General features: G+C 53.3%; 27 protein-coding genes and 1 tRNA gene. 21 read left to right on the top strand and 7 right to left on the bottom strand.

Going from position 1 to position 24,044, the window contains the following annotated elements; translation table 11 throughout:
* The first annotated feature begins 68 nt into the window (after positions 1-68).
* From OGX94_RS09075 to OGX94_RS09035, 9 genes are all read left to right on the top strand, one after another.
* Positions 69-626 carry a recombinase family protein gene (locus OGX94_RS09075; protein WP_048233364.1) on the top strand — a complete coding sequence of 186 codons (558 nt, stop codon included), beginning with the start codon at positions 69-71 and terminating at the stop codon, positions 624-626.
* Between the two features lie 83 nt (positions 627-709).
* Positions 710-1,882 carry a phage tail sheath protein gene (locus OGX94_RS09070; RefSeq protein WP_060855072.1) on the top strand — a complete coding sequence of 391 codons (1,173 nt, stop codon included), beginning with the start codon at positions 710-712 and terminating at the stop codon, positions 1,880-1,882.
* A gap of 9 nt (positions 1,883-1,891) precedes the next feature.
* Positions 1,892-2,407, top strand: coding sequence for a phage major tail tube protein (locus OGX94_RS09065; protein WP_286569072.1), 516 nt, complete (start codon positions 1,892-1,894; stop codon positions 2,405-2,407).
* Between the two features lie 54 nt (positions 2,408-2,461).
* Entirely contained in the window at positions 2,462-2,764 is a 303-nt protein-coding gene (locus OGX94_RS09060; RefSeq protein ID WP_001397629.1) for a phage tail assembly protein, read from the top strand.
* 14 nt (positions 2,765-2,778) lie between these two features.
* Positions 2,779-2,898, top strand: a complete 120-nt coding sequence (locus tag OGX94_RS09055; RefSeq protein ID WP_001397628.1) for a GpE family phage tail protein — start codon at positions 2,779-2,781, stop codon at positions 2,896-2,898.
* Positions 2,891-5,956 carry a phage tail tape measure protein gene (locus OGX94_RS09050; RefSeq protein ID WP_286569070.1) on the top strand — a complete coding sequence of 1,022 codons (3,066 nt, stop codon included), beginning with the start codon at positions 2,891-2,893 and terminating at the stop codon, positions 5,954-5,956. The genes OGX94_RS09055 and OGX94_RS09050 overlap by 8 nt, the downstream gene beginning before the upstream one ends.
* Positions 5,953-6,438: a phage tail protein gene (locus OGX94_RS09045; RefSeq protein ID WP_000980407.1), complete on the top strand. Its 486-nt coding sequence runs from the start codon at positions 5,953-5,955 to the stop codon at positions 6,436-6,438. The genes OGX94_RS09050 and OGX94_RS09045 overlap by 4 nt, the downstream gene beginning before the upstream one ends.
* A complete protein-coding gene (locus OGX94_RS09040; RefSeq protein WP_286569067.1) occupies positions 6,435-7,535 on the top strand; it encodes a phage late control D family protein in 1,101 nt (366 codons plus the stop codon). The genes OGX94_RS09045 and OGX94_RS09040 overlap by 4 nt, the downstream gene beginning before the upstream one ends.
* 67 nt (positions 7,536-7,602) lie before the next feature.
* The gene (locus OGX94_RS09035; RefSeq protein ID WP_058842448.1) at positions 7,603-7,818 is read left to right on the top strand and encodes an ogr/Delta-like zinc finger family protein; all 216 of its coding nucleotides are present in this window, start codon (positions 7,603-7,605) and stop codon (positions 7,816-7,818) included.
* 288 nt (positions 7,819-8,106) lie between these two features.
* Here the strand turns inward: OGX94_RS09035 and OGX94_RS09030 are convergent, their stop codons facing one another.
* On the bottom strand, positions 8,107-9,792 hold the full coding sequence (locus OGX94_RS09030) for an aspartate:alanine antiporter (RefSeq protein ID WP_003831652.1): 1,686 nt from the start codon (positions 9,790-9,792) through the stop codon (positions 8,107-8,109).
* A 269-nt stretch (positions 9,793-10,061) separates the two neighbouring features.
* On the opposite strand from OGX94_RS09030, the gene OGX94_RS09025 reads away from it, so the two are divergent.
* Positions 10,062-10,442 carry an inner membrane protein YbjM gene (locus OGX94_RS09025; protein ID WP_003035356.1) on the top strand — a complete coding sequence of 127 codons (381 nt, stop codon included), beginning with the start codon at positions 10,062-10,064 and terminating at the stop codon, positions 10,440-10,442.
* A gap of 34 nt (positions 10,443-10,476) precedes the next feature.
* Here the strand turns inward: OGX94_RS09025 and OGX94_RS09020 are convergent, their stop codons facing one another.
* Positions 10,477-10,740: a GrxA family glutaredoxin gene (locus OGX94_RS09020; protein ID WP_003035358.1), complete on the bottom strand. Its 264-nt coding sequence runs from the start codon at positions 10,738-10,740 to the stop codon at positions 10,477-10,479.
* 172 nt (positions 10,741-10,912) lie between these two features.
* Here OGX94_RS09020 and OGX94_RS09015 point away from each other — a divergent pair, with 172 nt between their 5' ends.
* The 10 genes from OGX94_RS09015 (at position 10,913) to rlmC (ending at position 19,778) form a co-directional block, all read left to right on the top strand.
* Complete coding sequence (locus OGX94_RS09015) at positions 10,913-11,203, top strand: DUF1418 family protein (RefSeq protein ID WP_003831656.1); 291 nt, start codon at positions 10,913-10,915, stop codon at positions 11,201-11,203.
* A complete protein-coding gene (gene nfsA, locus OGX94_RS09010; protein WP_048235739.1) occupies positions 11,187-11,909 on the top strand; it encodes a nitroreductase NfsA in 723 nt (240 codons plus the stop codon). The genes OGX94_RS09015 and nfsA overlap by 17 nt, the downstream gene beginning before the upstream one ends.
* A gap of 59 nt (positions 11,910-11,968) precedes the next feature.
* Positions 11,969-12,871, top strand: a complete 903-nt coding sequence (gene rimK, locus OGX94_RS09005) for a 30S ribosomal protein S6--L-glutamate ligase (RefSeq protein ID WP_003831660.1) — start codon at positions 11,969-11,971, stop codon at positions 12,869-12,871.
* 90 nt (positions 12,872-12,961) lie between these two features.
* Positions 12,962-13,438, top strand: coding sequence for a type III secretion system chaperone family protein (locus OGX94_RS09000; RefSeq protein ID WP_003831662.1), 477 nt, complete (start codon positions 12,962-12,964; stop codon positions 13,436-13,438).
* A 433-nt stretch (positions 13,439-13,871) separates the two neighbouring features.
* Positions 13,872-14,984 (top strand): spermidine/putrescine ABC transporter substrate-binding protein PotF, encoded by a 1,113-nt coding sequence (gene potF / locus OGX94_RS08995; RefSeq protein WP_003831664.1) that lies wholly within the window; start codon positions 13,872-13,874, stop codon positions 14,982-14,984.
* A gap of 138 nt (positions 14,985-15,122) precedes the next feature.
* Positions 15,123-16,256: a putrescine ABC transporter ATP-binding subunit PotG gene (gene potG / locus OGX94_RS08990; RefSeq protein WP_003831665.1), complete on the top strand. Its 1,134-nt coding sequence runs from the start codon at positions 15,123-15,125 to the stop codon at positions 16,254-16,256.
* Between the two features lie 9 nt (positions 16,257-16,265).
* A complete protein-coding gene (gene potH, locus OGX94_RS08985) occupies positions 16,266-17,219 on the top strand; it encodes a putrescine ABC transporter permease PotH (RefSeq protein WP_257661530.1) in 954 nt (317 codons plus the stop codon).
* Positions 17,216-18,061 (top strand): putrescine ABC transporter permease PotI, encoded by an 846-nt coding sequence (gene potI / locus OGX94_RS08980; RefSeq protein ID WP_003831669.1) that lies wholly within the window; start codon positions 17,216-17,218, stop codon positions 18,059-18,061. Before potH ends, potI begins: the two co-directional genes overlap by 4 nt.
* A 59-nt stretch (positions 18,062-18,120) precedes the next feature.
* The gene (locus OGX94_RS08975) at positions 18,121-18,609 is read left to right on the top strand and encodes a YbjO family protein (RefSeq protein ID WP_003035378.1); all 489 of its coding nucleotides are present in this window, start codon (positions 18,121-18,123) and stop codon (positions 18,607-18,609) included.
* A 41-nt stretch (positions 18,610-18,650) separates the two neighbouring features.
* Positions 18,651-19,778: a 23S rRNA (uracil(747)-C(5))-methyltransferase RlmC gene (gene rlmC / locus OGX94_RS08970; RefSeq protein ID WP_257661531.1), complete on the top strand. Its 1,128-nt coding sequence runs from the start codon at positions 18,651-18,653 to the stop codon at positions 19,776-19,778.
* Between the two features lie 151 nt (positions 19,779-19,929).
* Here rlmC and OGX94_RS08965 read toward each other — a convergent pair.
* The 3 genes from OGX94_RS08965 to OGX94_RS08955 all read right to left on the bottom strand — a co-directional run bounded on the left by OGX94_RS08965 (position 19,930) and on the right by OGX94_RS08955 (position 21,721).
* Positions 19,930-20,017: transfer RNA gene (locus OGX94_RS08965), tRNA-Ser, on the bottom strand.
* Positions 20,018-20,166: 149 nt separating this feature from the next.
* Positions 20,167-20,844 (bottom strand): isochorismatase family protein, encoded by a 678-nt coding sequence (locus tag OGX94_RS08960; protein WP_032939929.1) that lies wholly within the window; start codon positions 20,842-20,844, stop codon positions 20,167-20,169.
* A 16-nt stretch (positions 20,845-20,860) separates the two neighbouring features.
* Positions 20,861-21,721: a pirin family protein gene (locus OGX94_RS08955; RefSeq protein ID WP_003831674.1), complete on the bottom strand. Its 861-nt coding sequence runs from the start codon at positions 21,719-21,721 to the stop codon at positions 20,861-20,863.
* 108 nt (positions 21,722-21,829) lie between these two features.
* Between OGX94_RS08955 and OGX94_RS08950 the strand changes: the two genes are divergently transcribed.
* Positions 21,830-22,741: a LysR family transcriptional regulator gene (locus tag OGX94_RS08950; protein ID WP_003831675.1), complete on the top strand. Its 912-nt coding sequence runs from the start codon at positions 21,830-21,832 to the stop codon at positions 22,739-22,741.
* A 79-nt stretch (positions 22,742-22,820) separates the two neighbouring features.
* On the opposite strand, the gene infA is transcribed toward OGX94_RS08950, so the two are convergent.
* Positions 22,821-23,039: a translation initiation factor IF-1 gene (gene infA / locus OGX94_RS08945; RefSeq protein ID WP_002211347.1), complete on the bottom strand. Its 219-nt coding sequence runs from the start codon at positions 23,037-23,039 to the stop codon at positions 22,821-22,823.
* Between the two features lie 285 nt (positions 23,040-23,324).
* Positions 23,325-24,029 (bottom strand): leucyl/phenylalanyl-tRNA--protein transferase, encoded by a 705-nt coding sequence (gene aat, locus OGX94_RS08935; RefSeq protein WP_257661532.1) that lies wholly within the window; start codon positions 24,027-24,029, stop codon positions 23,325-23,327.
* Between the last annotated feature and the right edge of the window lie 15 nt (positions 24,030-24,044).

Genomic DNA, 24,044 nt, shown 5'->3' with positions numbered 1-24,044 from the left:
AACGTTTAAGAAAATGCTGTTTTCCCGTCTGGCTGGCATTATTTGGGCTTTTGCATAAGGGAAAACAAATGTTAGTCGGCTATGTGCGCGTATCAACAAGTGAGCAAAACACAGCGCTGCAGCGTGATGCTCTGGAACGCTCAGGATGTGAGCTAATTTTTGAAGACAAAATGAGCGGAAAAACAGCAGACAGGCCAGGGCTAAAAAGGTTGCTCAGGACGTTATCAGAGGGAGACACGCTGGTTGTATGGAAGCTCGACAGGCTGGGAAGAAGCATGCGACACCTTGTTACCCTGATAGAAGAACTCCGGCAGCGCGGAGTTAATTTCCGTAGTCTGACTGACAGCATAGACACCAGTACGCCAATGGGGCGGTTTTTCTTTCACGTTATGGGGGCACTGGCGGAGATGGAACGCGAGTTGATAGTGGAACGAACCCGTGCGGGACTGGAAGCCGCAAGAGCTAAAGGCAGGATTGGAGGGCGAAGACCAAAACTGACGCCAGAGCAATGGGCACAGGCTGGCAGGTTACTTGCTGCAGGTGAAACACGGCAGCGGGTTGCTTTAATTTTTGATGTGGGGATCTCGACGTTATACCGCAAATATCCTGCGACATTGTGTGATTAACAGGACAACGCCGCGCAGCTGTCTGCGTGACGTAATCAATACAACATAGGGCGAAGCCTATTCCAATCAGGAGGTTCGCCGCTATGGCTCAGGATTACCACCACGGGGTGCGCGTTGTTGAAGTCAACGAGGGCACCCGATCTATCACCACGGTGAGCACCGCTATCGTGGGCATGGTCTGCACCGGCGATGATGCTGATGCGTCCGTGTTTCCTCTCAATAAGCCGGTTCTGCTGACGGATGTGCTGGAGGCCAGCGGTAAAGCAGGCGAGTCGGGCACGCTGGCCCGTTCGCTGGATGCGATTGCCGATCAGTCAAAACCCGTGACGGTTGTTGTGCGCGTGGCGCAGGGCGAAACCGAAGCGGAAACCACCTCCAATATTATCGGTGGCGTCACCTCCGACGGTAAAAAAACGGGGATGAAAGCGCTGCTTTCTGCGCAGTCGCAGCTGAAAGTTAAGCCGCGCATTCTCGGTGTGCCGGGGCACGACACGCAGGCGGTAGCCACTGAGCTGATGAGTGTTGCGCAGAGCCTGCGTGGGTTTGCCTACCTGTCTGCCTATGGCTGCAAGACGGTGGAGGAAGCCATTGCTTACCGGGACAATTTCAGTCAGCGAGAAGGGATGCTGATCTGGCCTGATTTCATCAACTTTGACACCGTGCTAAAAGCCGATGCAACGGCTTACGCCTCCGCCCGTGCGCTCGGTTTGCGCGCCAAAATCGACGAACAGACCGGCTGGCACAAAACCCTGTCCAACGTGGGTGTGAATGGCGTCACCGGTATTTCCGCTGATGTGTTCTGGGATCTGCAGGACCCGGCAACGGATGCGGGACTGCTGAACCAGAACGACGTCACCACGCTGATCTGTAAAGACGGGTTCCGCTTCTGGGGTTCCCGCTGCCTCAGTGACGATCCCTTGTTTGCGTTTGAGAACTACACCCGCACGGCGCAGGTGCTGGCTGACACGATTGCAGAGGGGCATATGTGGGCGGTGGATAAGCCACTGAATCCGTCACTGGCCCGCGACATTATCGAAGGTATTCGCGCCAAATTACGCAGCCTGGTGAATCAGGGATACCTCATCGGGGCGGATTGCTGGCTGGATGAGTCAGTGAACGATAAAGACTCCCTGAAAGCCGGGAAACTCACCATCGACTACGACTACACGCCTGTGCCGCCGCTTGAAAATCTGATGCTGCGCCAGCGCATCACCGATCGCTACCTGGTCGATTTTGCCAGCCGTGTCAGTGCATAAGGGGGATACATGGCATTACCACGCAAGTTAAAACACCTGAACCTGTTCAACGACGGGAACAACTGGCAGGGGATCGTTGAGTCCCTGACCCTGCCGAAATTCACACGAAAGTTTGAGAAGTATCGCGGCGGCGGTATGCCGGGCGCGGTGGATGTGGATATGGGACTGGATGACGGCGCACTGGACACGGAATTTTCAATCGGCGGCACCGAACTGTTGTTATTCAAGCAGATGGGCCAGGCAACCGTTGATGGCATCCAGCTACGTTTCACCGGCTCTATTCAGCGTGACGATACCGGCGAAGTGCAGGCCGTTGAGCTGATTGTGCGCGGGCGTCATAAAGAGGTGGATTCCGGCGAGTGGAAAACCGGAGAAAGTAGCGCCACCAAAGTCAGCAGCACCAACAGTTACGCGAAGCTGACCATTAACGGCGAGGTGCTCTATGAGGTTGATGTGGTCAACATGATTGAAATCGTTGACGGCGTGGACCTGATGGAAGCGCACCGTAACGCCCTTGGCCTCTGATTTAACTTAACGGCGCGGTGATCCGCGCCAGTATCTGATTAACAGGAAACGAACATGAACGACAAGCTGACTGAAAAAACCGTACAACTGGATACGCCCATCATGCGCGGTAAAACCCAAATCACCGAAATTGTGCTGCGTAAGCCTCAGTCCGGTGCGCTGCGCGGCACCCGCCTGCAGGCCATTATGGATATGGACGTGGGGGCCATGATGACAGTGATCCCGCGTATTTCCACCCCGACGCTGACCGCACAGGAAATGGCTGAACTGGACCCCGCCGATCTCACCGCGCTGTCGGTCGAGGTGGTGACTTTTTTGTTGAAGAAGTCGGTGCTTGCCGGTTTACCGACAGCCTGACGATTGATGACCTGGTGGCGGATATCGCCACCATCTTTCACTGGTCGCCGTCCATCACTGACGTTATGCCGCTGACAGAGGTGCTGGAGTGGCGGCACAAAGCGATTCAGAGAAGCGGGGCCAGCGATGAGTGACAATAACCTGCGTCTGCAGGTGATCCTGAATGCGGTTGACAAGCTCACCCGCCCATTTCGATCCGCGCAGGCCAGCTCAAAAGAGCTGGCTGCCGCTATTCAGCAAAGCCGCGCCCGGCTGAAAGAGTTAGATTCTCAGGCGGGCAGAATTGATGGCTTCCGTAAGGCCAGCGCGCAGCTGGCAGTCACAGGTAACAGCCTTAAAGCCGCCCGCGAAGAAGCGGCAAAACTCGCCACGCAGTTTACTGCGACCAACCGCCCGACGGCAGCACAGGCCAGACTGCTTGAGCAGGCTAAAAATCGCGTCACCGATTTACAGGGAAAATATAACGGGCTGCGTCAGTCAGTGCAGCGTCAGCGCCTTGCGCTGAATGAGGCAGGGCTTGATACAAAGAAACTGAGCAGCGCACAGCGTGAGCTACGGCAGAACGCCGATGAAACCCGACTGGCACTGGAGCGACAGCAAAAATCCCTGAAACGCCTGGGTGAACAGCAGGCGAGAATGAATGCGGTTCGTGATCAGTATTCGCGCCGTCTTGAGGTTCGGGATCGCATAGCCGGAGCCGGGGCCACCACTACGGCAGCGGGGCTGGCAATGGGCGCGCCGGTTATGGCTGCAGTTAAGAGCTACGCCAGTATGGAAGATGCTATGAAAGGCGTGGCAAAGCAGGTAAACGGGCTTCGTGACGATAACGGCAACCGTACAAAACAATTTAATGACATGCAGGATGCCATTAAGGCTGCCAGTGAGCAGCTGCCGATGGAGAATGGCGCTATAGATTATGCCGCGCTGGTTGAAGGGGGCGCGCGTATGGGCGTGACCAACCAGGACGATCCCTTTGAGGACCAGAAACGTGACTTGCTGGCCTTTGCATCCACGGCGGCAAAAGCTGCAACGGCCTTTGAGCTGCCCGCCGATGAGCTGGCGGAAGGATTGGGGAAAATCGCGCAGCTCTATAAAGTGCCGACGCGCAATATTGAACAACTGGGCGATGCGCTGAACTACTTGGACGATAACGCCATGTCAAAGGGAGGGGACATTATCAACGTCCTGCAGCGTATGGGGGGCGTGGCTGACCGCCTTGACTTCCGAAAGGCTGCTGCGCTGGGTTCAACATTCCTTTCTCTTGGGGCTGCCCCGGAAATTGCCGCCAGCGCCTCTAATGCCATGGTGCGTGAACTGTCCATTGCCACCATGCAAAGTAAGCGCTTCTTTGAAGGTATGAACCTGCTGAAACTCAATCCTGCGGAGATTGAAAAGCAGATGACCACCGATGCCATGGGCACCATTCAGCGGGTTCTGGAGAAGGTCAACAATCTGCCGCAGGATAAACGCCTGTCAGCCATGACAATGATTTTTGGTAAAGAGTTTGGCGATGATGCGGCAAAGCTGGCTAACAACCTGCCGGAGCTGCAGCGTCAGCTGAAACTCACATCAGGCAGTGGTGCTAATGGCTCCATGCAGAAAGAATCCGACATTAACAAGGATTCATTGTCTGCGCAGTGGTTGCTGGTTAAGACGGGCGCGCAGAACGCTTTCAGCAGCCTGGGGGAAACGTTGCGCCAGCCGCTGATGGATATTATGGGCATGGTTAAGGGCGTGACCGGGGCGCTGCGTCGCTGGGTGGAGCAGAATCCCGTGCTGGCTGGCTCGCTGATGAAAGTGGCGGCGGCTACGGCGGCTGTCACTGTCGGGCTGGGTACACTTGCCGTGGCGGTGGCTGCTGTGCTGGGGCCGATTGCGGTGATTCGGTTTGGCCTGTCTGTGCTGGGTGTAAAAACATTACCTTCCGTTGCTGCAGCAGTAACACGTACTGGCAGTGCCCTGTCATGGCTGGCAGGTGCGCCACTTTCCCTGTTGCGTCGGGGGATGGCGTCATCCGGTGGCAGTGTCGGGTTGCTGAGTGCCCCGCTTAATTCCCTGCGTCGCTCAGCCGGAATAGCGGGTAATGCACTGAAAACGGTGGCAGGTGCGCCGCTTGCCGTGTTCCGTACAGGTATGTCAGGCATCCGTAATGTTATCGGTATGGTGATGAACCCGCTGGCGGCGTTGCGGGGTGGGCTGACAGCTGCCGGTGGCGTATTGCGTTTTCTTGTTTCTGGTCCGCTGGCATTACTTCGCGGCGCGCTGTTTGGCATTTCTGGTCTGCTGGGCGCGCTGCTCAGCCCGATAGGGCTGGTTGTGGCTGCGCTGGCTGGTGTGGCGCTGGTTGTGTGGAAATACTGGCAGCCCATCAGTGCATTTCTGGGGGGCGTGGTGGAAGGGTTCAAAGCCGCTGCTGCGCCCATCAGCGCCGCCTTTGAGCCGCTCAGACCCGTGTTTCAGTGGATTGGTGACAGGGTGCAGGCATTGTGGGGCTGGTTCAGTGATTTACTTACGCCGGTTAAATCAACTTCCGAAGAACTGAACAGCGCAGCTGCAATGGGGCGCCGGTTTGGTGAGGCGCTGGCGGAAGGTCTGAATAGGGTGATGCACCCGCTGGAATCACTTAAATCTGGTGTGTCGTGGCTGCTGGAAAAACTCGGTATTGTCAGTAAGGAGGCGGCAAAGGCGAAACTGCCTGTGGAGGTCACGCAGCAGCAGTCCGCCACGGTGAACAGTGACGGCAAAGTGGTGCTGCCGCCCGGCGGGTTCCCGGCTTACGCGGGGATGTACGACACGGGCGGGATCATTCCACGCGGGCAGTTTGGCATTGTTGGAGAAAATGGCCCTGAAATTGTGAACGGACCGGCAAATGTCACCAGCAGGCGGCGTACTGCTGCGCTGGCCTCTGTCGTTGCAGGTGTGATGGGGGTAGCTGCGACACCTGCAGAAGCGGCTCCGCTTCATCCGTTCAGCCTGCCTGCGAGGGCATACCAGACACAATCTGTTAAGGCTGACAGCCCGCCGTCAGTTATTCGTTATGAGATAAATGCGCCCATTCATATCGTCGCGCAGCCGGGACAGAGTGTGCAGGATATTGCCCGTGAAGTGGCACGGCAGCTTGACGAGCGGGAACGCAGGGCCAGGGCAAAAGCGCGCAGCAATTTCAGCGATCAGGGGGGGTATGAATCATGATGATGGTGCTGGGTTTATATGTATTTATGTTGCGCACTGTCCCTTATCAGGAGTTGCAGTATCAGCGCAGCTGGCGACATGCAGCCAACAGCCGGGTGAACCGCCGCCCGTCAACGCAGTTTCTTGGCCCGGATAACGATTCACTGACACTCTCCGGGGTTCTGCTGCCGGAAGTGACCGGAGGCAGGCTGTCATTGCTGGCGCTGGAGTTGATGGCAGAGCAGGGCAAAGCCTGGCCTTTAATTGAAGGCAGCGGAACCATTTACGGCATGTTTGTTATTGAAAGTCTGAGCCAGACAAAGACGGAGTTTTTTGCCAGTGGAATGCCAAGGCGCATTGAGTTTACGATCACCCTCAAACGGGTTGATGAATCGCTGTCTGACATGTTCGGGAGCCTGAGTGACCAGCTCAGCAACCTGCAGGACTCTGCTGCCTCTGCGATTGGGGGGATTAAGAACACGGTAGGAGGATTGCTGCAGTGAACGTTAATTCTGATCTTCTGAATCTGAACAGCAAAAGCCCGGCTTTCAGTATCGTCATTGAAGGTAAGGACGTGACGACCGTGCTGGATACCCGTCTGATGAGTCTGACGCTGACGGATAACCGGGGCTTTGAAGCGGACCAGCTTGATCTGGAGCTGGACGACGCCGACGGGCTGATCGCCCTGCCGCGACGTGGGGCAGTGATTCAGCTGGCGCTGGGCTGGAAAGGCCAGCCGCTTTTCCCTAAAGGGGCTTTTACTGTGGATGAAATTGAACACAGCGGTGCCCCTGACCGGCTGACCATCCGGGCGCGTAGCGCAGATTTCCGTGAAACCCTCAATACACGGCGCGAAAAATCATGGCATCAGACAACGGTGGGGGAGGTGGTAAAGGAAATCGCCGCCCGGCATAACCTCAAAGTGGCGCTGGGTAAAGACCTGACGGATAAGGCACTGGATCATCTGGACCAGACCAATGAAAGCGATGCAAGTTTTCTGGTGAAACTGGCGAGACAGTATGGGGCGATTGCTTCCGTTAAGGACGGGAACCTGCTGTTTATCCGGCAGGGACAGGGAAGAACGGCAAGCGGCAAGCCGCTGCCGGTTATCACCATCACGCGCAAAGCCGGTGACGGTCATCGGTTCACCCTTGCTGATCGTGGTGCCTATACCGGTGTTATTGCCAGCTGGTTGCATACGCGTGAACCCAGGAAAAAAGAGACAACCAGTGTTAAGCGCCGTCGAAAGAAAACCACCACACCCAGAGAGCCGGAAGCAAAACAGGGAGATTATCTGGTGGGAACGGATGAAAACGTGCTGGTTCTTAATCGTACCTATGCCAATCGGAGCAATGCAGAGCGCGCAGCAAAAATGCAGTGGGAACGCCTGCAGCGTGGGGTTGCTTCATTTTCCCTGCAGCTCGCTGAGGGGCGGGCTGATCTCTATACGGAAATGCCGGTGAAGGTGGCGGGGTTTAAGCAGCCGATCGATGATGCAGAATGGACCATTACCACCCTGACGCATTCTGTCAGCCCGGATAATGGATTTACGACCAGCATGGAGCTTGAAGTGAAAATAGATGAGTTCGCAATGGAATGATTAGTTCCAAATTGCGAACAATGATGTATCATTATTGCGAACTGGTTAATAATGAGGGCTGATTATTATGATGAATTGTCCTATGTGCGGGCAGGCTGCACATACCCGAAGCAGCTTCCAGGTTTCCAATGAGACCAAAGAACGCTACAACCAGTGCACTAACATCGAATGCGGGCATACTTTCGTGACGCATGAGACTTTTGTGCGCTCAGTATGCCGTCCTCAAAAAATCAGCGCAGCACCGCCTCATCCAAAGGGTATGCAGGAACAATTTGCTTACTAATACTGACCCGCCGCTGGCGGGTTTTGTACGTCTGGTGCCGCCATAACAAAAGCGCTGTCGCCATTTTGTCGCCACACATGAAAAAGAAGTTATCTAAGTGGTTGATTGGAAGGGGGATGAATTTCAGGCAACAAAAAACCCATCAACCTTGAACCAAAACGGCGGGGTTGATGGGCTCCACAAATTGGGGACATCAAAGAAAAGCAGTGGCAATAGTTATGACTGACGCCTTGAAGAAAAGTTCTGCTTACCTGCAAAAAATTTTTCAATTAAGGGAAAATTTCAGTGCTAACCAAGACCAGGCCATACGATGACGATGAGTGTCCCCGCTAATGTCAGCAGAACGTTGGCAATCGCGTAGGTCCCTGCATAACCTAACGCAGGGATGTTGCTGCGTGCGGTGTCGCTGATGATTTCCATTGCCGGAGCACAGGTACGTGCGCCCATCATGGCACCAAACAGCAGGGCGCGGTTCATGCGTAATACGTAAGCACCAAACAAGAAACAGATGACAACTGGAACCAGGCTGACCACCAGGCCGGCAATCAACATTTGACCACCGACGGCGCCCAGGCCATTACCAATGCCGCTGCCTGCGCTTAAACCGACGCCTGCCATGAATACCATCAAGCCAAATTCTTTCACCATATTCAGCGCACCCTGCGGGATATAGCCAAATGTGGGATGGTTGGCACGCAGGAAGCCCAGCATGATCCCAGCGAACAGCAGTCCAGCCGCATTCCCGATGCCGAAGCTGAAATTACTGAACTGGAATGTGATCATCCCGATCATCAGACCGATGATAAAGAAGGCGCAGAAGGCAAGCAGATCGGTCACCTGACTGTGAATTGAAATGAAGCCGATACGATCGGCAATGGTTTTCACGCGACGAGCATCACCGCTGACCTGCAACACGTCGCCTTTATTGAGCACGACGTTGTCATCGATAGGCATTTCAATCTGGCTGCGGATCACGCGGTTCAGGAAACAACCGTGGTCGGTCAGTTTCAACTGGGCCAGGCGACGACCAACGGCATTGTGGTTTTTTACCACAATTTCTTCAGTGACGATGCGCATATCGAGCAGATCGCGATCGAACACCTCTTTACCGTTACGGAAGCTGGGATCGAGGCGAGCATGGGCGTCCGGATAACCCACCAGGGCTATCTCATCGCCCATTTGCAATACCGCGTCGCCATCCGGGTTGGCCAGAATGCCGTTGCGACGGATGCGTTCAATGTAACAACCGGTCTGGCGATAAATACCCAGTTCGCGCAGATTTTTACCATCGGCCCATGCCACCAGCTCAGGGCCAACGCGATAGGCGCGGATCACCGGGAGGTACACTTTACGATTAGCGTCGGTATCCAGACCTCGTTCACGCGCGATTTGTTGGGCGCTGGTTTGCAGGTCCTGATGCTGCAGTTTCGGCAAATAGCGCGCACCAACAATCAGGCTGACCAGACCAATCAAATAGGTGAGGGCGTAACCCAGGCTCAGGTTATCGAGAGCGCTTGAAAGTTGTGTCCCTGTCATTCCTGAATGGCGCAAGGTATCACCCGCGCCGACCAGCACCGGCGTTGAGGTCATCGAGCCAGCCAGCATGCCCGCCGTCAGGCCGATATCCCAGCCAAATAGCTTACCCAGCCCCAGCGCGATCAGCATTGCGCTACCGACCATCACCAGGGCAAGCATTAGATAATTTTTCCCATCGCGAAAAAAAATCGAAAAAAAGTTGGGACCGGCTTCGACGCCGACGCAAAAAATAAACAGCATAAAGCCGAGATTTAATGCATCGGTGTTAATACTAAAGTGCTGCTGACCTAATAATAGGGAGACCACTAAAACGCCAATGGAATTACCGAGTTGGACTGAACCCAGACGTAATTTGCCCAGACACAGGCCCAGAGCCAGGACCACAAATAATAACAGGATGTAATTCCCATTTAACAAATCTGCGACGTTTATATTCACGGAGACTAACTTCTTGTTTACTAGTAAGCTATTGAAAGAAATGGCAATTTACGCTAATGTTTTTGCCAGAAATTAAGGGGCGATAGCATCGTACACAGCCCCGAATAATGCAGCATAACAATATATGCGGTTAGTTTAATCTCATTACGTATCAACGGCTATAAGAATCGTGTGGGTGTGTTTTTGGCATGGAATGCCGAGTTACTTTATCTGACTGGACGCCTGCGGGCGAAAAGAGTGTTCGATAGAGAATGTGTCAGGAGGAACGATTGAAACATAAGCAAAGTTGGGCGAGTGCGGTCTGCTGCTTTGTGCTCTTTATTGTGGTGTGTCTTTCATTAACGCTGAACGTGAAAGGGGCATTCAGAGCGGCAGGGCATCCTGAGGTCGGATTGTTGTTTTTTATCTTACCTGGTGCTGCAGCAAGCTTTTTTTCCCATCGTCGGGAAGTGCTCAAACCCCTGCTTGGTGCAATGTTGGCGGCGCCGTGCTGCCTGTTACTGATGCGGTTCGTTTTTATGCCGACGCGTTCATTGTGGCAAGAGCTGGCGTGGTTGTTTAGTGCGGTGTTTTGGTGCGCGCTTGGCGCATTATGTTTTTTATTTATCAGTAGCTTATTCAATCAGCATCAACGGCGGAAAAAGAACTGATGACGCCCTCAAGGTGAGGGCGTAGAAACCGCTATCAGGCGAACAGATTCATGTTCTCTTTTGCCCAAGCTTCAAAATCCGTGCAGCCGCCGATGTGTTTTTGATCGACAAAAATCTGCGGAACGGTTTCAACTGGCTTACCTACCGTCTTTTCCAGATCTGCTTTGGTAATTCCTTCAGCATGGATATCAATGTAGCGGAAGTTAAAATCGTCATGCTCACTGCTTAATTTTTCTGCTAATTCTTTTGCGCGCACGCAATACGGGCACCCTGGGCGACCAAAAATAACGGCAAACATCTCTTTCTCCTCGAACTTATCAGGCCGGATGGCAATACTGGTTATGATGCCGCGATTTGTGACGGATGGAAAGCAGGTTCAGCCTGTTGCTTTGATATCCTCAAGCTATATCTGTTAAACACGGCAAGCCGGAACGTTTTATAATGGAAGCCATTTCGCCGGGAGGCCGCGTATGCGCACAATTGGTGTATTACCCAAAAGCGTATTGATGCTGGAAATAATTGGGATGGTTTTGTTATCGCTGGCACTGCTATCGCTTAACGATTACCTCACCTTGCCCGCACCGCTTAACAGCCCGTTAGCCTGCGTGGTGATGATATTTCTGGGCGTACTGCTGATGCTCCCTGCTGCGGTGGCGTTGATGTGGCGTGTTGCTCAACTGCTGGCACCGCAACTGATGTCTCGCACACCCGGTGATTCAACTGATTCAGACAGAGACAAAAGAGATGACTCCAACCATTGATTTACTCCGCAGCCACCGTTCCATTCGCCATTTTACTGATGATGCCATTTCGGATGCACAGCGTGAGGCGATTATTGCCGCCGCTCAGGGAACGTCAAGCTCCAGTTTTCTACAGTGCACGACGATCATTCGCATAACGGATAAATCTCTGCGCGAATCGCTGGCTACCTTATCTGGCGGCCAAAAGCATGTGGCACAGGCCGCTGAGTTCTGGGTGTTTTGCGCTGATTTTAATCGTCATTTGCAGATTTGCCCTGACGCGCAACTTGGGCTGGCGGAACAGCTGCTGCTGGGCGTGGTTGATACCGCAATGATGGCGCAAAATGCGTTGACGGCGGCAGAGTCGCTGGGACTTGGCGGCGTGTTTATTGGTGGCCTGCGTAACAATATTGAGCCGGTCACCGAACTGCTGAAGCTTCCGCAACATGTTCTTCCGCTCTTTGGTTTGTGCCTCGGCTGGCCTGCGGATAACCCGGATATCAAGCCGCGGCTGCCCGCGTCGCTTGTGGTGCACGAAAATCAATATCAGCCACTCAACAGCGATGTGTTGGCGCAATATGATGAGCAGCTCGCGCAGTACTATCTGACCCGAGGCAGCAATACCCGCCGCGACACCTGGAGCGATCATATTCGCCGTACCATCATTAAAGAAAGTCGCCCCTTTATCCTGGAATATTTGCATAAACAGGGATGGGCCACGCGCTAAAGATTTTAACCCAGTGTATGATACGCCAGCTTTTACCAGGTCATTCAGAGAGGTGCAGGGTGAAAATTGCCATTTTGTCCCGGGACGGAACGCTCTATTCTTGTAAACGCCTGCGTGAAGCGGCGATGCAGCGCGGTCACCTGGTTGAAGTTATCGATCCCCTTTCTTGCTATATGAACATCAGCCCAGCGGCATCCTCTATTCATTACAAGGGCCGTCAGCTTCCTCATTTCGATGCGGTGATCCCGCGGATTGGTTCCGCGATTACCTTTTATGGGACGGCGGCGCTGCGCCAGTTTGAGATGCTGGGTAGCTATCCGTTGAATGAATCGGTAGCGATTACGCGAGCGCGCGATAAGCTGCGTTCTCTACAGCTGCTGGCGCGTCAGGGAATTGATTTACCCATCACCGGAATTGCTCACTCTCCGGACGATACCAGCGACATGATTGACATGGTTGGCGGTGCGCCGTTGGTGGTGAAACTGGTTGAAGGCACCCAGGGTATTGGCGTGGTGCTGGCGGAAACGCGGCAGGCTGCAGAAAGCGTGGTAGATGCGTTTCGTGGGGTGAATGCCCATATCCTGGTTCAGGAATATATCAAAGAAGCGAAGGGGCGCGATATTCGCTGTTTCGTGGTGGGCGATGAAGTAGTGGCCGCCATTGAACGACGGGCTAAAGAGGGCGATTTTCGTTCTAATCTCCATCGCGGTGGTGTGGCGACTATTGCGAGTATCACGCCGCGCGAAAGAGAAATTGCGCTCAAAGCCGCCCGGACTATGGGCCTGGACGTTGCAGGCGTTGATATTCTGCGCGCTGATCGAGGGCCACTGGTCATGGAGGTCAACGCGTCTCCGGGGCTGGAAGGCGTGGAGAAAACTACCGGGATAGACATTGCCGCGAAAATGATCCAGTGGATCGAGCGCCATGCTACTCCTGAATTTTGTCTTAAAATCGGCGGCTAAGCGCAATATCGATTGCGATCGTGGTATGACACGCTCTTTTTGCGTAAGCTGTGCCGGTATTTTTTTCATCAATAGAGGTCGCACATTATTATGACATCACTGGTCGTTCCCACTCTGGATACGTTGCGTCAATGGCTCGACGACCTGGGCATGAGTTTTTTTGAATGCGATACCTGTCAGGCGCTGCACTTGCCACACATGCAGAATTTTGACGGCATCTTTGATGCAAAAGTTGATTTGGTCGATAACGTCATTCTGTTTTCTGCGATGGCGGAAGTCAGACCTTCTGCACTGCTGCCACTGGCAGCCGATCTGTCTGCGATCAATGCCAGTTCACTGACGGTGAAAGCTTTTCTGGATATGCAGGATGATAATCTGCCAAAGCTGGTGGTTTGCCAGTCTTTATCCGTTACGCCGGGCGTAACGTTTGAGCAGTTTGAATGTTTTGTTCGCCAGAGCGAAGAGCAAATATCGATGGTGATCCTCGAAGCCGGAGCGCATCAGCTGTTATTTAATGCTGAAGAAGATGCGCAAAACAGCACCGCTGAAATTCATTTCCTCCATTAATTCTTCCTGAATCTGGACATATATTGCGCAGCCGCTGCCAGAGCGGTTGCGTATTGCCTGTTTTTATTCTGCATTTAACCTTTCATTAAAGAATTATTCACCTCGATTCAGCGCCTTCCGCTTTATGTCATAGACAATTCCTGCATAAAAAATTGATAAAAGACGTTTTTTAATCTGGGCTATATCCACAATTCCTGGCTAAAGTTATTCTTGCGAAGCTTACCAACGTCATCATTTAAACAGTCCCTTGTGACCTGACCTGTGGCCACAATGTGTGTTGAATGCATAGGCGGATGCCAGCGAGCAACAGCGGCATGAGGAGAGGTCTCTCTTTTCATCGGTGCTGCATGAAAGAATATGCACGTTTCTTGCATATCATTAGAGTGTGACATTTTTGTTCGTTTGTTAACGAACTTTCAGAAGGAAAGAGATTATGACCGCCTTAAATAAAAAATGGTTATCAGGCCTGGTTGCGGGTGCTCTGATGGCCATCTCTGCCGGCACGCTCGCTGCTGAACAAAAAACGCTGCATATTTATAACTGGTCTGATTATATTGCCCCGGATACGGTGGCTAATTTTGAAAAAGAGACCGGAATTAAAGTTATCTATGATGTATTTGATTCCAATGAAGTACTGGAAGGTAAGCTCATGGCTGGCAGTACCGGCTTTGACCTTGTCGTTCCTTCTGCCAGCTTCCTTGAGCGTCAACTGACTGCGGGCGTATTCCAGCCGCTGGATAAGAGCAAATTGCCGGGCTGGAAAAATCTTGATCCTGAACTGCTGAAGCTGGTGGGTAAACACGATCCGGACAACAAGTTCGCGATGCCGTACATGTGGGCTACGACCGGTATTGGCTATAACGTGGATAAAGTTAAAGCGGTGCTTGGGCCGGATGCGCCGGTTAACAGCTGGGATTTGATCCTCAAACCGGAAAATCTGGAAAAACTCAAAAGCTGCGGCGTCTCTTTCCTCGATGCGCCAGAAGAGGTATTTGCCACGGTGCTGAACTATTTGGGTAAAGACCCAAACAGTACCAAAGCGGATGATTACACCGGGCCAGCAACCGATCTGCTGTTGAAGCTGCGTCCAAATATTCGCTACTTCCACTCCTCGCAATATATTAACGACTTGGCAAACGGTGATACCTGCGTCGCGATTGGCTGGGCAGGGGACGTATGGCAGGCGGCAAACCGTGCGAAAGAAGCGAAAAATGGCGTCAATATCTCCTTCTCAATTCCTAAAGAAGGTGCAATGGCGTTCTTTGACGTATTCGCGATGCCTGCTGATGCGAAAAACAAAGATGAAGCCTATCAGTTCCTCAATTACCTGCTGCGCCCTGATGTGATTGCGCATATTTCCGACCACGTGTTCTATGCCAATGCCAACAAAGAAGCGACAGCACTGGTCAGCCCTGAGGTTCGTGACAACCCGGGTATCTACCCGCCTGCGGATGTTCGCGCCAAGCTGTTCACACTGAAAGTACAGGATCCGAAGATCGATCGTGTACGTACCCGCGCATGGACGAAGGTAAAAAGCGGGAAATAAACCGATGTTTGGGACATGACCCGGTAGGATTTTTGCCTGCCGGGCAGTGTTGAGCCCGGACACATATAACCCGGCAATACGCACCGTTATGGTGCGTTATTTGCACCGTTTCTTTGTTTTATGCCGGAGAGCACCTGAGTGAATGATGCAACCCCACGCCCACAAGCGAAAATCCGCAAGGCGCTGACCCCGCTGCTTGAAATTCGCAATCTGACCAAGTCATTTGACGGTCAGCACGCCGTTGATGACGTCAATCTTACTATCTACAAAGGTGAAATATTTGCTCTGCTCGGCGCGTCCGGCTGTGGCAAATCGACTCTGCTGCGCATGTTAGCGGGATTTGAACTGCCGACTACCGGGCAAATCATGCTTGATGGCGTCGATTTAGCGCATGTCCCGCCTTATCTGCGTCCGATTAATATGATGTTTCAGTCCTATGCCCTGTTTCCGCACATGACGGTGGAGCAGAACATTGCCTTTGGCCTCAAGCAGGACAAACTGCCGAAGGCTGAAATCGCCAGTCGGGTGAATGAGATGCTGGGACTCGTGCATATGCAGGAGTTCGCCAAACGCAAGCCACATCAGCTTTCTGGCGGCCAGCGTCAGCGCGTGGCATTGGCGCGCAGCCTGGCAAAACGTCCAAAACTGCTGCTGCTGGATGAGCCAATGGGGGCGCTGGATAAAAAACTCCGAGACCGCATGCAACTGGAAGTGGTGGATATTCTTGAACGCGTCGGCGTGACCTGCGTGATGGTGACACACGATCAGGAAGAAGCCATGACGATGGCGGGCCGTATTGCGATCATGAACCGTGGCAAATTTGTCCAGATTGGCGAGCCGGAAGAGATCTATGAGCATCCGACTACGCGTTACAGCGCAGAGTTTATCGGTTCGGTAAACGTTTTTGAGGGACTGCTAAAAGAACGCCAGGAAGATGGTCTGGTGATTGAGTCTCCTGGTCTGGTACATCCGCTGAAAGTGGACGCCGATGCTTCTGTTGTCGATAACGTCCCGGTGTATGTTGCGCTGCGTCCGGAAAAAATCATGCTCTGCGAAGCCCCTCCGCCAGAGGGTTATAACTTCGCGGTAGGCGAAGTGGTGCACATTGCCTATCTGGGTGATTTGTCGGTGTACCACGTACGTTTGAAAAGCGGCCAGATGTTGAGCGCCCAGCTACAAAATGAGCATCGTTATCGCAAGGGATTACCAACCTGGGGTGACGAAGTCCGTTTATGTTGGGATGCGGACAGCTGTGTGGTGTTGACGGTTTAAGGAGCGAAGATGAGTACACTTGAACCTCCGGCACGCGTGGATAAAGCAGGGCGATTCACGCTGTTTATGTCGCGGCTGCAAATGAAGCACGGGCGCAAGCTGGTGATCGCGCTGCCGTATGTGTGGCTGCTGCTCCTGTTTCTGCTGCCTTTTCTGATTGTCTTCAAAATCAGTTTGGCTGAAATGGCGCGCGCTATTCCTCCCTATACGGACCTCGTTTCATGGGCTGATGATCAGCTATCCATCACACTCAACTTAGCCAACTTCCTGCAGTTAACGGACGATCCGCTCTATTTCGAGGCCTACCTGCAATCGTTACAGGTGGCGGGAATTTCGACAATCTGTTGCCTGCTGCTGGGATACCCACTGGCATGGGCCGTCGCGCACAGTAAACCCTCAACGCGTAATATTCTGCTGTTGCTGGTGATCCTGCCGTCCTGGACCTCGTTTTTAATTCGCGTATATGCCTGGATGGGGATCCTGAAAAACAACGGCGTGCTGAACAACTTCCTGATGTGGCTGGGCGTCATCGACCAACCGTTGACGATTTTGCACACTAATCTGGCGGTCTACATCGGTATTGTTTACGCCTATTTGCCCTTTATGGTGCTGCCGATTTATACCGCGCTGACCCGTATCGATTACTCGCTGGTGGAAGCGGCGCTGGATTTAGGTGCCCGGCCGCTGAAGACCTTCTTTAGCGTGATTGTGCCGTTGACCAAGGGCGGTATTATCGCCGGGTCAATGCTGGTATTTATTCCGGCTGTTGGCGAGTTTGTGATCCCGGAACTGTTGGGCGGCCCGGATAGCATCATGATTGGCCGTGTGCTTTGGCAGGAGTTTTTCAATAACCGCGACTGGCCGGTGGCTTCTGCTGTCGCCATTATTATGCTGCTGTTACTGATTGTGCCAATCATGTGGTTCCATAAATATCAGCAAAAAAGCGTGGGGGAACACGGATGAATAACTTACCGGTCGTTCGCTCGCCGTGGCGTATTTTTATCCTGGTGCTGGGTTTTACCTTCCTGTATGCGCCGATGCTAATGCTGGTTATCTATTCGTTTAACAGCTCGAAGCTGGTGACGGTATGGGCGGGTTGGTCAACCCGTTGGTATGGTGAGCTTTTCCACGATAGCGCGATGATAAGCGCCGTCGGCATGAGTTTAACGATTGCTGCGGGTGCTGCGACGATGGCGGCAATCCTTGGCACCATCGCCGCCGTGGTAATGGTGCGCTTTGGTCGTTTTCGTGGTTCAAATGGTTTCGCCTTTATGATCACCGCGCCGCTGGTCATGCCGGATGTTATTACCGGTTTGTCGCTGCTGCTGCTGTTTGTTGCGTTGGCTCACGCCATCGGCTGGCCAGCGGATCGCGGCATGCTGACCATCTGGCTGGCGCATGTCACTTTCTGTACGGCATATGTGGCGGTGGTGATTTCTTCACGTTTGCGCGAACTGGATCACTCCATTGAGGAAGCTGCGATGGATCTCGGCGCCACGCCGCTGAAGGTCTTTTTCGTCATCACCCTGCCGATGATTATGCCGGCGGTGATTTCCGGTTGGTTATTAGCCTTCACGCTGTCGCTCGATGATCTGGTTATTGCCAGCTTTGTCTCTGGTCCTGGCGCCACAACGTTACCGATGCTGGTGTTCTCCAGCGTACGTATGGGGGTGAACCCGGAGATCAACGCGCTGGCGACGCTGATCCTTGGTGTGGTAGGAATTATCGGATTTATCGCGTGGTATCTGATGGCGCGAACAGAAAAACAACGGATCCGCGATATCCAACGTGCAAGACGCGGCTGAAAAAACTAAAATCTGCCAACCTGTCTATACGGCGCAGCTGTGGTGGTTGCGCCGTTTTCATGGAAGACGACGCGTTGGGATTTTTTAAGAAATCATCCACATCACATGCTCGCTTAAACGTCCCTGCTTTGGTGCAGGTGGCGGCGCTGGCTATTATCATGATCCGCTGTCTCGATCTGTTGATGATTTTTAATACGCTTGGGTTTCGTGGAACCAGTGAGTTTATTCATCGCAGCGTGCAGACCTGGAATTTGACGCTGGTGTTTCTGGGCAGTCTGGTGCTGCTATTTATCGAAATTTACTGCGCATTTTCGCTGGTAAAAGGACGGAACTGGGCACGCTGGATCTATCTGTTGACCCAGATTATCGCCAGCGTCTATCTGTGGGCTGCTTCGCTGGGCTACGGATACCCAGAACTATTCAGTATTGCGGGGGAGTCCCGACGCGAAATCCTGCATACGCTGGTAATGCAAAAACTGCCGGATATGCTGGTATTGCTGTTACTGTTTGTTCCTGCGTCCAGCAGGCGGTTCTTCCGTTTGCAATAACGTGTATAATATTGGCCCCCTGTTAATTTATAGGTTTTTGTATGCAGTGCGCACTATATGACGCCGAGCGCTGCCGCTCCTGTCAGTGGATAACTCAGCCTGTCGCCGATCAACTCTTCGCTAAAACAGCCGATCTGCAGAATCTGCTTGCCGAGCGTCCGGTCGGAGAATGGTGCGCGCCGATCAGTGGTCCGGAAAGCGCGTTTCGTAATAAAGCTAAAATGGTGGTCAGCGGCAGCGTGGAAAAACCGCTGCTGGGAATGCTGCATCGTGACGGTACGCCTGAGGATTTGTGCGACTGTCCGCTCTATCCTGAGTCTTTTGCGCCCGTATTTGCCGCGCTTAAGCCGTTTATCGCTCGGGCGGGGCTGACGCCCTATAACGTGGCGCGCAAACGCGGGGAACTGAAATATCTGCTGTTAACGGAAAGCCGGTACGACGGCGGTATGATGCTGCGTTTTGTCCTGCGTTCTGACGCAAAACTGGCACAACTGCGCGCGGCGCTGCCATGGTTACAGGTACAGCTGCCGCAGTTAAAAGTGATCACCGCCAATATTCAGCCGGTGCATATGGCGATTATGGAAGGGGAGACCGAAATCTTCCTGACTGAACAACAGGCACTGGCGGAACGCTTTAACGATGTGCCGTTGTGGATCCGCCCGCAGAGTTTCTTCCAGACCAACCCGGTGGTGGCGGGGCAGTTATATGCCACGGCGCGCGACTGGGTGCGTCAGCTTCCGGTTAATCACATGTGGGATCTCTTTTGCGGCGTCGGGGGCTTTGGTCTGCACTGCGCCACACCGCAGATGAAACTGACGGGGATTGAAATCGCGCCAGAAGCGATTACCTGCGCGAAGCAGTCAGCGCAGGAGCTTGGATTGCAGAATCTGCATTTTCAGGCACTGGATTCAACCCAGTTTGCTACCGCTCAGGGCGAAGTACCTGACCTGGTGCTGGTGAACCCGCCGCGTCGCGGGATTGGAAAGCCGCTGTGCGATTTTCTCTCCCGCATGGCACCGCGTTTTATCATTTATTCCAGCTGTAATGCGCAAACCATGGCGAAGGATATTTGTGAGTTGCCCGGGTATCGCATTGAACGCGTCCAACTTTTCGATATGTTCCCACACACCGCGCACTATGAAGTGTTAACGCTGCTCAGCCGACAATAACTGCCATGCCTGATGGCGCTTCGCTTATCAGGCCTACGGAGATATTCAGGGCTGTAGCAATGTAGGCCGGATAAGGTGCTTGCGCCGCATCCGGCAAATGCAACATGCGAAAAAAAAAGCCCGTACTTTCGTACGAGCTCTTCTTAAAATATGGCGGTGAGGCGGGGATTCGAACCCCGGATACGTTGCCGTATACACACTTTCCAGGCGTGCTCCTTCAGCCACTCGGACACCTCACCATATTGTATTGCTGCCTGACCGCTTGGGGGGCAACGGGGCGCTACTATAGGGAGTTGCGCTAAAACGGTCAAGCAGAATTTACGTGTTAACTCTCGTTTGGTTACGCATTATACATATTCCTCCGCCCAGGCAGGCGCAGAGGATTGGATTAGCGCTGAGAGTCCAGTTTTTCGCCGTTGGTCACGACTTCCTGAGCTTTGCTGTAGCTTTCGATCAGCAACTGATAAGCCGGGAAGACTTTGGTATACACTTCAGCCCATTCGGCGGCGTCTTCACGGTTCCATGTGCCCTGAATTTCAGAAGCGACGGCGGCGGTATCCATCGGCACAACGCCAGCCTGAACAACTCGAGCCAGGGTGATTTCCTGCGCCATTTTGCTGTAAGTACCGGAAGCGTCGATCACAGCGAAAACCTTATAGCCTTCCGCAACCGCGCTGATAGCCGGGAAAGCCATGCACACGCTGGTAATCGTACCGGCGATAATCAGCGTTTTACGACCAGTTGCTTTGACCGCTTTCACGAAATCTTCGTTATCCCAGGCGTTGATTTCGCCTTTACGCGCCACGTATTGGGCATGCGGCGCATTGGCGTGGATCTCAGGGATCAGCGGGCCGTTAGGTCCCTGCGGTACGGATGCCGTGGTAATCACCGGCATCTTCGCCAGAGTCGCCATTTTAGCCAGCGCGGCGGCACGCGCACGCAGTTCTGGCATTGGCATGTCGCCGACGGTCTGGAACAGCCCGCTCTGATGATCGATAAGCAGCATGACGGAATCATTCACATCGATGACTGGACGTGAACCATTAAAGTTTGCAGGACTGGACATATTCTTCTCCTTCGATTCAGATTTGGCCAAAGCGGCCGGAGTTAAAATCGCGTACGGCTTCAGCGATTTCTTGTTTCGTGTTCATTACAAACGGACCGTAACCTACAATCGGCTCGTTCAACGGTTCTCCAGAAAGCAGCAGCACGCTGGCGTCGCTGGAGGCTTCAATATGCAGCGTTTTCCCCTGCTGGCTCAGCACCACCAGTTGTGCTTCGCTGGCAGACGTAGTGCCGTTTACGGTGATATTCCCTTTCAATACCACCAGGGCAGTGCTCCATCCTTCCGGCTGGGACAACGTGAGCTGATGATTACGTTGCAAACGCATATCCCAGACGTTCAGCGGCGAGAAGGTATGTGCCGGGCCTTTTGTATCCTGATAGCTGCCCGCAATCACACGAACGCTCCCTGCTTCATCAGGCAGGGCGACAGTGGGGATCACATCGCTGCTGATGCCCTGGTAACCCGGAACGGCCATTTTGTCTTTTGCTGGCAGATTGACCCACAGCTGTACCATTTCCAATTCGCCACCCTGACGGGTAAATTCAGGTGAATGGAACTCTTCGTGTAATATTCCTGCTCCTGCGGTCATCCACTGCACGTCGCCGGGGCCGATAATGCCGCCGCGACCGGTTGAATCACGGTGTTCAACTTCGCCGCTGTAAACGATGGTCACCGTCTCAAAACCACGGTGAGGGTGTTCGCCTACGCCGCGTTTTTCGTTACCCGGCGTAAACGTATGTGGACCGGCGTAATCCAGCAGCAGGAACGGACTTAGCTGTTCAGCATGAGACTGGTAAGAAAACATCGAGCGAACCGGAAATCCATCGCCAACCCAGTGCGGGCGAGGTGCGGTGTAGACGCCTGTTACTTGTTTCATATGTGTCTCCTCTGTGGCGTTATCTTGATGTGAATAAGCTTATATTCATGACAGCGAGCTGAGTAGTAGCTAAAATAGTCCTCACTGTCTCATAAATAGGACAATTAGATGACGAAGCCAGATCTCAATGATTTTGCATGGTTTGTGCATGTTGTAGAGGAAGGGGGATTCGCGGCGGCGGGTCGGGCGCTTGATGAACCGAAATCAAAACTAAGCCGACGGATAGCGCAACTGGAAGAGACGCTGGGAGTTCGACTGATTCAGCGAACCACCCGCCAGTTTAACGTGACGGAAGTTGGGCAAACCTTTTACGAACACTGTAAGGCGATGCTGGTGGAAGCGCAGGCAGCGCAGGATGCGATTGCCGCGTTACAGGTTGAACCGCGTGGCGTGGTGAAGTTGACGTGTCCGGTCACGCTGCTGCATGTGCATATCGGGCCGATGCTTGCCCGTTTTATGGCGCGTTATCCTGACGTATCAGTGCAACTGGAGGCTACTAACCGCCGCGTGGACGTTGTTGGAGAGGGCTTGGACGTGGCGATTCGCGTCAGGCCCCGACCATTTGAGGATAGCGACCTGGTGATGCGTGTGCTGGCGGACAGGGGGCATCGTTTGTATGCCAGCCCGCAGTTAATCGAGCAAATGGGAACGCTACATTCTCCGGCGGAGCTGACGCGTTGGCCGGGCCTGAGTCTGGCGACGGGTAAACATGTGCATCGTTGGGAGTTATTCGGGCCGCAGGGCGCACGTGCGGAGGTGCATTTCACGCCGCGTATGATCACCACCGATATGCTGGCGTTACGTGAAGCCGCAGTTGCCGGTGTGGGGGTAGTTCAACTTCCACAGCTGATGGTAAAAGATCAAGTAGCTGCGGGTGAACTGGTGGCATTGCTCGACGGCTGGGAACCGAAGCGAGAAATAATTCACGCAGTCTTTCCATCACGCAGGGGATTATTGCCGTCAGTACGCACATTAGTGGATTTCTTAACGGAAGAATATGCGCGGATGATTGAGGATTAAATACCTGACCTTGGCCCACAAAAAAGGCCGGTTAAACCGACCTTTTATTATCTGGACGCCATTCGGGCGTTAAAAACAATCAGCGACTACGGAAGACAATGCGGCCTTTGCTCAGGTCGTACGGGGTCAGCTCAACAGTCACTTTGTCGCCCGTCAGGATGCGGATATAGTTTTTACGCATTTTACCGGAGATGTGTGCAGTAACCACGTGACCGTTTTCTAACTCTACGCGGAACATGGTATTAGGTAACGTATCGAGAACGGTACCCTGCATTTCAATATTGTCTTCTTTGGCCATCTAATCCTCTGGGGTATCACTACCGTAATTTGAACCGGCAAGATAATGCCGAAGTTCTTTTAATAAGTAAAGATTTGTGCGTTTAAAACACAGCAAATCGGGTTTGGCGCATTACTCTAACCACACACGGCAAAGCCGCACTTAAAGCGCAACGTGTAAGGGAACGAGGAGATAAACGATAGGCGTTGCCTGACGCGAACTGTTCCTTAACGGCGGCGGGGTAATGGGCTAAACCAACTCTGCGCGACAATTATAACACCCCGACAAAAAATGTGCCGAAAACATTCACTCCTGAGGCGAAAATAACGTCCTGGGAACCCAGAAATGGCTCGGTAGCCGCTGCTGGCGCAGTCTGCTCAGGTGTTCAAGGTACTCCCGACGTGGGGTTTCGACAGCGCCCAGCGAAGCTGTATGGCTGTTTAATACCTGGCAGTCGATTAATTTTCCGCCCTGACGGATAAATTCAGTGCAAAAAACAAGCAGTGCGGTTTTGGACGCATTTTCCTGACGGCTGAACATTGATTCGCCACAAAATAGCGTACCTTGCGCCACGCCATACATACCGCCCACTAACTCATTTTGTCGCCATACTTCAATGGAGTGCGCATGGCCCAGCTCGTGCAGGCGATGGTAGGCGTCGACTACATCATGCGTTATCCAGGTGCCTTCTTCCCGGTTGTTCGCGCAGCCTTCAATCACCTGACCGAACGCGTAATTGAGCGTCACGCGATAAGGCGAGTTTTTATGAAAACGTTTCATGCTGCGGCTGAGATGAAATTTCTCGGGCCAAAGAATGGCGCGTGGATCGGGCGACCACCAAAGAATGGGGTCGCCAGGTGAAAACCACGGGAAAATTCCGCGCTGGTAGGCCATTAACAGTCGAGCTGGACTGAGATCGCCGCCAAGCGCCAACAAACCGTTAGGCTCGCGTAAAGCGCCTTCCGGTGAAGGGAAGGCTATAGAATGGCGGGACAATTGCACCAGGCGCATGACAGCGAAACTCCA

This window comes from Citrobacter sp. Cpo037 (assembly GCF_030332945.1).
In the GTDB taxonomy this organism is placed as follows: Bacteria; Pseudomonadota; Gammaproteobacteria; order Enterobacterales; family Enterobacteriaceae; genus Citrobacter; species Citrobacter portucalensis.
Note: the sequence above shows the minus strand (reverse complement) of the source record. Positions and strands in the feature narration are given on the sequence as shown.

Excerpts from the sequence above, each read along its gene's own strand:
- OGX94_RS09075 (WP_048233364.1), top strand. The coding sequence starts at position 69 with ATGTTAGTCGGCTATGTGCGCGTATCAACAAGTGAGCAAAACACAGCG.
- OGX94_RS09070 (WP_060855072.1), top strand. The coding sequence starts at position 710 with ATGGCTCAGGATTACCACCACGGGGTGCGCGTTGTTGAAGTCAACGAG.
- OGX94_RS09065 (WP_286569072.1), top strand. The coding sequence starts at position 1,892 with ATGGCATTACCACGCAAGTTAAAACACCTGAACCTGTTCAACGACGGG.
- OGX94_RS09060 (WP_001397629.1), top strand. The coding sequence starts at position 2,462 with ATGAACGACAAGCTGACTGAAAAAACCGTACAACTGGATACGCCCATC.
- OGX94_RS09050 (WP_286569070.1), top strand. The coding sequence starts at position 2,891 with ATGAGTGACAATAACCTGCGTCTGCAGGTGATCCTGAATGCGGTTGAC.
- OGX94_RS09045 (WP_000980407.1), top strand. The coding sequence starts at position 5,953 with ATGATGATGGTGCTGGGTTTATATGTATTTATGTTGCGCACTGTCCCT.
- OGX94_RS09035 (WP_058842448.1), top strand. The coding sequence starts at position 7,603 with ATGATGAATTGTCCTATGTGCGGGCAGGCTGCACATACCCGAAGCAGC.
- OGX94_RS09020 (WP_003035358.1), bottom strand. The coding sequence starts at position 10,740 with ATGTTTGCCGTTATTTTTGGTCGCCCAGGGTGCCCGTATTGCGTGCGC.
- OGX94_RS09015 (WP_003831656.1), top strand. The coding sequence starts at position 10,913 with ATGCGCACAATTGGTGTATTACCCAAAAGCGTATTGATGCTGGAAATA.
- nfsA (WP_048235739.1), top strand. The coding sequence starts at position 11,187 with ATGACTCCAACCATTGATTTACTCCGCAGCCACCGTTCCATTCGCCAT.
- OGX94_RS09000 (WP_003831662.1), top strand. The coding sequence starts at position 12,962 with ATGACATCACTGGTCGTTCCCACTCTGGATACGTTGCGTCAATGGCTC.
- potF (WP_003831664.1), top strand. The coding sequence starts at position 13,872 with ATGACCGCCTTAAATAAAAAATGGTTATCAGGCCTGGTTGCGGGTGCT.
- potH (WP_257661530.1), top strand. The coding sequence starts at position 16,266 with ATGAGTACACTTGAACCTCCGGCACGCGTGGATAAAGCAGGGCGATTC.
- potI (WP_003831669.1), top strand. The coding sequence starts at position 17,216 with ATGAATAACTTACCGGTCGTTCGCTCGCCGTGGCGTATTTTTATCCTG.
- OGX94_RS08975 (WP_003035378.1), top strand. The coding sequence starts at position 18,121 with ATGGAAGACGACGCGTTGGGATTTTTTAAGAAATCATCCACATCACAT.
- rlmC (WP_257661531.1), top strand. The coding sequence starts at position 18,651 with ATGCAGTGCGCACTATATGACGCCGAGCGCTGCCGCTCCTGTCAGTGG.
- OGX94_RS08960 (WP_032939929.1), bottom strand. The coding sequence starts at position 20,844 with ATGTCCAGTCCTGCAAACTTTAATGGTTCACGTCCAGTCATCGATGTG.
- OGX94_RS08955 (WP_003831674.1), bottom strand. The coding sequence starts at position 21,721 with ATGAAACAAGTAACAGGCGTCTACACCGCACCTCGCCCGCACTGGGTT.
- OGX94_RS08950 (WP_003831675.1), top strand. The coding sequence starts at position 21,830 with ATGACGAAGCCAGATCTCAATGATTTTGCATGGTTTGTGCATGTTGTA.
- infA (WP_002211347.1), bottom strand. The coding sequence starts at position 23,039 with ATGGCCAAAGAAGACAATATTGAAATGCAGGGTACCGTTCTCGATACG.
- aat (WP_257661532.1), bottom strand. The coding sequence starts at position 24,029 with ATGCGCCTGGTGCAATTGTCCCGCCATTCTATAGCCTTCCCTTCACCG.